The organism is Micromonospora sp. R311 (assembly GCF_056780015.1).
On sequence record NZ_JBSWCE010000013.1, the window covers coordinates 164,252 to 170,907 of the forward strand.

Sequence of the window (6,656 nt, forward strand, 5' to 3'; positions counted from 1 at the left end):
GGGAACGGCCCTGCCCGTCGGCGTGCGCGCGGCGCCGGTGCGCGTCGGGTCAGTCGACGGCCAGGTCGAGGGCGGCGATCTGATCGGGATCGGCGACCACCTCGACGCCGATGATCCGGTCGGTGACCACGAAGCTGATCACGATGCGGGTACGGCCGCCGATCACCACCGCCGCACCCGGCGCCCCGTCGACGAACGCCGGCACGGCGGCCTGCGCGCGCCCGGAGAAGAAGGCGGCCACGACCGAGGAGCCGTGCGCCTCGCCGGTCCCGCCCAGCTGAACGGCGGCGGCGTCGCCACGCAGGACGACATGCGGGTCCAGCAGGGTGAGCAGGTCGTCGAAGCGCCCCTCCCGGGACGCGGCGAGGAACGCCTCGACCAGGCCGCGCTGCCGGGCCCGGTCCGTCTCCGGCGTCGGCGGTCCGCTCTGCACCCGGCGGCGGGCCCGACTGGCGATCTGCCGGACGGCCGCCGGGCTGCGGTCGACGACGGGCGCGAGTTCGTCGTAGGAGACCGCGAACATGTCGTGCAGCACGAAGACCAGCCGCTCGGTGGGGCCGAGGGTGCGCAGCACCACGTCCATCGCCCGGCTGACCGACTCGGTGAGCAGCGCCTCCCGCTCCGGATCGACCTCGTCCGGCCCGGCGGTGGTCGGCTCGTCCGCGGCCACGTCGGCGGAGCGTTCGTGCCGGGCGGCACTTGAGCCGAGCCGGTCGAGGCAGACCCGTCCGACGGTGGTGGTGAGCCAGCCCGGCAGGTTGTCTATCCCGTCGACGTCGGCGCGGCTGAGCCGCAGCCAGGTGTCCTGGACGGCGTCATCGGCCTCGGCCCCGGAGCCGAGCATCCGCTGGGCCACGGAGCGCAGGCGGGGACGCTGCTCCTCGAAGCGCTGGGCCAGCAGGTCGGGGTCGGTCATGGCATCGCAATCCGGCCGGCGTCCGGCCTCACGCGTGACCGCAGTCACATCTGTCACGCCGCCGGTCCCACCGTCGACATCACGGTGACGGACGAGAACGCCGCGGCAACGAACGCCGGCGAGCGTAACAGGAAGGACCGGACGAGATGACGATCCAGGCCCGCATGCAGAACCCCGCAGCGCTGCTCCCCGACGCGGTGAAGGCGATCAACCTGCTCTACAAGGCGGCCCACTCCGCCGGAGTCCCCACCAGCACGCTGGAGCTGGTCCACCTGCGGGCCAGCCAGATCAACGGGTGCAGCGCCTGCGTCGACTCCGGCGCCCGCAGCGCCCGGAAGGCCGGCGAGACCGAGGAGCGACTGTTCGCGCTGGCCGCCTGGCGGGAGACGCCGTACTTCACCGACGCCGAGCGGGCCGCGCTCGCGCTCGCCGAGGCCGCGACCCGGCTGGCCGACCGGGCCGACCCGGTGCCCGACGAGATCTGGGACGAGGCCGCCCGGCACTTCGACGAGAAGGAGCTGGCCGCGGTGGTGCTCTGGCTCGCCACCACCAACTTCTTCAACCGGTTGAACGCCACGACCCGCCAGCCCGCGCCGCAGGTCTGGGGCTGAGCGGGCGCGGGCAGGGGCGTGAGCGGCGGGCGCAGGAAGTCCACCGCCCACGCCCCTGTCGCGTGAGCCGGGGTTGACCGGAGAGGTCCATGCCCCGCCCGAGCCGCCGGGCGCGCACGCTGCTGTTCTCCGTGTCGACGCGAGCGCGCGAGTGGCCGTGGTAGAACTATTCGCAATGAGGGTGCGAATCATCCCAATCCGGACATGTTGACGCACGGTGGGGCGGGCCGGCTCGGAGGGGCCACGGTCCCTCGCTCGGCGACGGTCCTGGAACTGCTCTTCGACATCGTCTACGTCTTCGCGCTCGCCCGGCTCGCCGGCCGGGTCGCCGACGACCTCACCTTCCTGCGGCACGCGCTCCTCTCCGAGGCGGGCCAGACGGTGCTGTTCTTCGCGGCGATGTGGATGGTCTGGTCACTCAACGCCCTGATGACCAGCACCTACGACCCACGCCGCCCGGACATCCAGATCCTGTTGCTGGCGTCGATGTTCGGCACGCTGGTGCTGGCGGTCTCGTTGCCGCAGGCGTTCGGCGAGCGCGGGGTGATCTTCTCCTGCACGTACGTCATCATCCAGGTCGGCCGTCCGCTCTACCTGACGCTGTCCCTGCGCGGGGATCCGCAGTGGCTGGCACCGGCCCGGGTGCTGAGCTGGCACGTGCTGTCCGGGGCGTTCTGGATCGCCGGCGGCATCAGCGGCGGCCTCGGCCGCGGCGTCTTCTGGACCATCGCCCTCGCCATCGAGATCGCCGGCTTCGCCCTGAGCTGGCCCGTACCCCGACTCGGCCTGACCCGGCCGAACTACACGAGGGTCTCCTTCGACCACCTGGCCGAGCGGTACAACCAGTTCTTCATGATCGCCCTCGCCGAGGTGGTGCTCGAAACCGGCGCCGCCATCGGTTTCCCGGGCTTCTCCGTCAAACGGACCGCCGTGCTCGTCGCCGCCTTCCTGGCCGTCGTGGCCTTCTGGCGGATCTACTTCTACCACGCCGGGCCCCGCGAGTCGGCGCCCGCCGGCCGCCCCACCGAGGCGGCCATGCGGCTCTCCGACTGGTCGAGCTTCGGGCTGCTGCTCATCGTCGGCGGGGTCATCTGCACCGCGGTCGGCTTCGGGCAGGTCGTCGAGGATCCGGAACCGCCGATCGACTGGGCGCTGGTCGCCGTCATCTTCGGTGGACCGGCGCTCTTCCTGATCGGGCGGTCCTCGCTCGATCAGCCCGTCGTCCGGACCGCGCGGCGCTGCCCGGTGCTCTACATCGGCATACTGGTGCTGGCCGTGGTGGCGCCGGTCACGCTGCTCCTCCCGCCGGTCGCCGCCGCCGTCGCCGTGGGGCTGATCATGGCCGGGACCGCCATCTACGACGGGCTGGCCCACCGGCCGGGGCCGGAGACGAACCCGGCCTTCTAGCCGCCCGGGAGGCCGGCTCGCCGGTTCCTCCGTTCGCCGGGAATCACGGCGTTCGCGCCTCGTCCGGCCGCAGGGGAGGCTGATCGGCACCACTGCCATCGGGACGTGGTGGTAGGTGCGATCATCCTTCTGTGAAAGTCGCGGCTGGAACAGGTACGCCGACGAGCGGCACCGGGCGTGAGCAGGAGATCGTCGACGGGCGCGCTGGTCGGTCGTGCTGTCGCTAGGACGTAGACCGGCGTGGCAGCGGCACACCCCCCGGTTCCAGCATCCGGCCCAGGTGATCACCATCGCCTTCGCCACAGCGGTGGCGATCGGCACCGGTCTTCTGTCGCTGCCGCTGGCGACGCGGTCGGGGCAACGCGCCGATCTGGTTGACGCTCTGTTCACCGCCACGTCCGCGGTCTGCGTGACCGGTCTCGTGACGGTGGACACCGGCAGTTACTGGTCGGGGTTCGGGCAGGGGGTGATCCTGCTGCTGATCCAGGCCGGCGGGCTGGGGATCATGACCCTGGCGACCCTGTTCACCGTCCTGCTCTCGCGGCGACTCGGACTGCGGGCACGGTTCCTCGCCCAGGCCGAGACGAAGAGTCTGGGTCTGAGCGACGTACGCGGGGTGGTCCGCCGGATCGTCCTGTTCAGTCTCGCGAGCGAGGCGGTCGTCGCGGTGGTCCTGACCACCCGGTTCGCCACCACCTACGACGAGCCGTTCGGGACCGCGCTGTACGACGGGGTCTTCCACGCGATCTCGGCGTTCAACAACGCCGGCTTCTCCACCCGGGCCGACAGCCTGATCGGCTACGTCACCGACCCGTGGATCAGCCTGACCATCGCTGCCGCGGTCATCCTCGGCGGCCTCGGCTTCCCGGTGGTGTTCGAACTGGCCCGCGGCTGGCGGCGACCAGCGTTGTGGTCGGTGATGACCCGCATCACCGTCACCCTGACCGTCGCCCTGCTGGCCCTGGGCACGATCGTGCTCACCCTCGCCGAGTTCTCCAACCCGCGCACCTTCGGCCCACTGACCGGGCCGGAGAAACTCCTCGCCGGGTTCTTCGCCGCGACGATGACCCGCACCGCCGGATTCAACAGCGTCGACATCGGCGCGATGCGCCCGGAGAGCCTGCTCGCGAGCGACGTGCTGATGTTCATCGGCGGCGGCAGCGCCGGCACCGCCGGCGGCATCAAGGTCACCACCTTCGGCCTGCTGGCCTTCGTCCTCTGGTCGGAGATGCGCGGCGAGATCCACGTCAACGTCGGTCACCGCCGAATCGCGTCCAGCAACCAACGGCAGGCCCTCGCGATCGCCCTGCTCGGCGTCGGCGCGGTGGTCACCGCGACGTTCCTGCTGCTGGCCATCACCCCGTACCGGCTGGACGTGGTCCTGTTCGAGGTCGTGTCCGCGTTCGCCACCGTCGGTCTCTCCACCGGCATCACCGCTAGCCTGCCAACAGAGGGAAGCAGCCTGCTGATCGTCCTGATGTTCGCCGGCCGGATCGGACCCCTCACCCTGGCGTCCGCGCTCGCGCTGCGGGATCGCAACCGCCGCTTCGAGCTACCCGAGGAAAGGACGATCGTTGGCTGAGATACACACCGAACCCGTGGTGGTGATCGGCCTCGGCCGCTTCGGCAGCGCCCTGGCCCTGGAGCTGTTCAACCGGGGCACCGAGGTCCTCGGCATCGACAACCGGCCCAAGGTCGTCCAATCCCTGGTCGGACAGCTCCCCCACGTGATCACTGCCGATTCCACCGACATCGAGGCACTCCGCCAACTGGGCGTAGCCGAGTTCCACCGTGCCGTCGTAGCGATCGGCACCGACATCCAGGCCAGCATCCTCACCACCAGCCTGCTGTCCGAACTCGGCATCTCCGACATCTGGGCCAAGGCCGTCACCGGTCAGCACGCCAACATCCTCACCCGGGTCGGCGCCCACCATGTCGTCGCGCCCGAACACGACATGGGTGAACGCGTCGCCCATCTTCTCTCCGGCCGCATCCTCGACTACGTCGAGTTCGATGCCGACTTCGCCGTCATCAAGACCAAACCGCCGCGGGACGTCGTCGGCATGCCGCTGCGCGAGTCGAAGCTGCGCAGCAAATGGGGTGTCACGGTGGTCGCCGTCAAGCCGCAGGCCGGCATCGCCGGGCGCCAGCCAGGCTTCACCCACGCCACGCCCGACACGGTCCTCACCTATGGTGACCTCATCCTGGTGGTCGGCCCCGTCGACAACGTGGAGCGCTTCGCCGCGAGCGAGTAACCCCGCCACCCGCTCCCTCGCCCAGCCGGACGCCTCCGGCACCACCGCATCGACGTCTTCCGCGTCGGAGCCGTCGAACACTACGAACCGGGTTGCACGGTTCACCAGGAGCAGGACTGATCTACCTCACGACGCACCCAACGCCACTGCCCGGTCAGCCCGCGACCGGCCCTAGCCGATCATGTAATACAACATCCGACATTAATCCGTCACGCATCAACTGGAGCCCGGCAGATCAGAACCAACGTTGTCGTACTCCGGTTGATGCGTTACAGGTTGGCTTCACATGATGCGTGACACTGAGGCCCATGGAGTTCTTCTGCTACCACCGCGACCGGCCCGGTTCCATCTCCCTGCGCAAGGACCTGCTGGAGGAGCACTGGTCCTACATGGACCGGTACGCGTCACAGATGATTGCTCGCGGCCCGACCTTCGCCAGCGACGGCGACACCCCCACCGGCAGTCTTCACATCGTCGACCTGCCGGATCCCGCCGCCGCCCGCGCGTTCGCCTTCGACGAGCCCAATTACCAGGTTGGCGTGTACCGGGACGTGTTGCTGCGCCGGTGGCGCAACCTACTGGGGCGCACGATGTGGGATTTTCCCGGTGGCCGGACCGGTGGCGACCGGTACCTGGTGCTCGGCTTCGGCTGGGGGGAAGCCGCTGATCTCGCCGTGCCGCCCGACCGGGACGAGCTGATCGCGTACGGGCCGCTGCTCTCCGACAACGGCACTACCTGGCTGGGTACGGCGGTGCTGCTCAGGTCGCCCGACCAGGACACCGCACGCGCCGTCCTCAACCCGGACCGATACGCCGACATCGAGGTCCACGACTGGCAGTTCGGCGGGCGGCCCTCATAAGCCGCGCTGACCTGAGCCCACTCCACCGTCAGGCTGTTCAGGTCGAGCAACCGGGACACATCTGCCGACGCCGGCAACGCCCGTCCCGACCCGGTAATCAACCGAACCTGCCACAAGCTGTCGAGGTAAAGCCGAGCTTCACGCGACGGCGCGGTCCCACCGTCGGCAAAGGTAATGAACGGCCAAGCCTGCCGCTCCCCGACCTCCACAACCACGCAACCTGCACGCTCGTCCGGATCCACGTTCCTCCCCACCCCGGAAGCCTCCCAGAGCAGGCTCTCGACGAAACGTTTCCTGTCCCGGCACATGCTTTACACATCTGTCCCAGGACATGCCTTACAGCGGCCGGTTCGGTCAACTCATCTCGTGAGGGACTGTGGATGTAACGGTCCGGCCTGACCCGCCGGGTGTGGTGCCCGGCGAGGAAGGTGCCGTGATGACCGCGACACTGAACGATGTGACCGCACGGAAGTGTTCCGCACCGGGTTTGATGGAGACATCGAAACCTGGGAGGAACACCAGCGATGCCCGCACCGAAGAAGTACAACGATGAGCTGCGTGAGCGTGCGACTCGATTGGCGGTCGAGGCCCGTCGGGATCCGGTGTC

At 69.5% G+C, this 6,656-nt stretch carries 6 protein-coding genes; 5 read left to right on the forward strand and 1 reads right to left on the reverse strand.

The genetic code is table 11. From position 1 onward, the window contains the following. Positions 1 to 49: 49 nt before the first annotated feature. On the reverse strand, positions 50 to 916 hold the full coding sequence (locus AC1WTP_RS13900; protein WP_481649647.1) for a sigma-70 family RNA polymerase sigma factor: 867 nt from the start codon (positions 914 to 916) through the stop codon (positions 50 to 52). 146 nt (positions 917 to 1,062) lie between these two features. On the opposite strand from AC1WTP_RS13900, the gene AC1WTP_RS13905 reads away from it, so the two are divergent. From AC1WTP_RS13905 to AC1WTP_RS13925, 5 genes are all read left to right on the forward strand, one after another. Continuing rightward, a complete protein-coding gene (locus tag AC1WTP_RS13905) occupies positions 1,063 to 1,527 on the forward strand; it encodes a carboxymuconolactone decarboxylase family protein (RefSeq protein WP_481649648.1) in 465 nt (154 codons plus the stop codon). Positions 1,528 to 1,731: 204 nt separating this feature from the next. Next, positions 1,732 to 2,934 carry a low temperature requirement protein A gene (locus AC1WTP_RS13910; RefSeq protein ID WP_481649649.1) on the forward strand — a complete coding sequence of 401 codons (1,203 nt, stop codon included), beginning with the start codon at positions 1,732 to 1,734 and terminating at the stop codon, positions 2,932 to 2,934. Between the two features lie 217 nt (positions 2,935 to 3,151). Next, the gene (locus AC1WTP_RS13915) at positions 3,152 to 4,516 is read left to right on the forward strand and encodes a TrkH family potassium uptake protein (protein ID WP_481649661.1); all 1,365 of its coding nucleotides are present in this window, start codon (positions 3,152 to 3,154) and stop codon (positions 4,514 to 4,516) included. Positions 4,517 to 4,532: 16 nt separating this feature from the next. Next, positions 4,533 to 5,189, forward strand: a complete 657-nt coding sequence (locus AC1WTP_RS13920; RefSeq protein ID WP_481649650.1) for a potassium channel family protein — start codon at positions 4,533 to 4,535, stop codon at positions 5,187 to 5,189. Between the two features lie 308 nt (positions 5,190 to 5,497). Then, entirely contained in the window at positions 5,498 to 6,049 is a 552-nt protein-coding gene (locus AC1WTP_RS13925; RefSeq protein WP_481649651.1) for a YciI family protein, read from the forward strand. Positions 6,050 to 6,656: the final 607 nt, after the last annotated feature.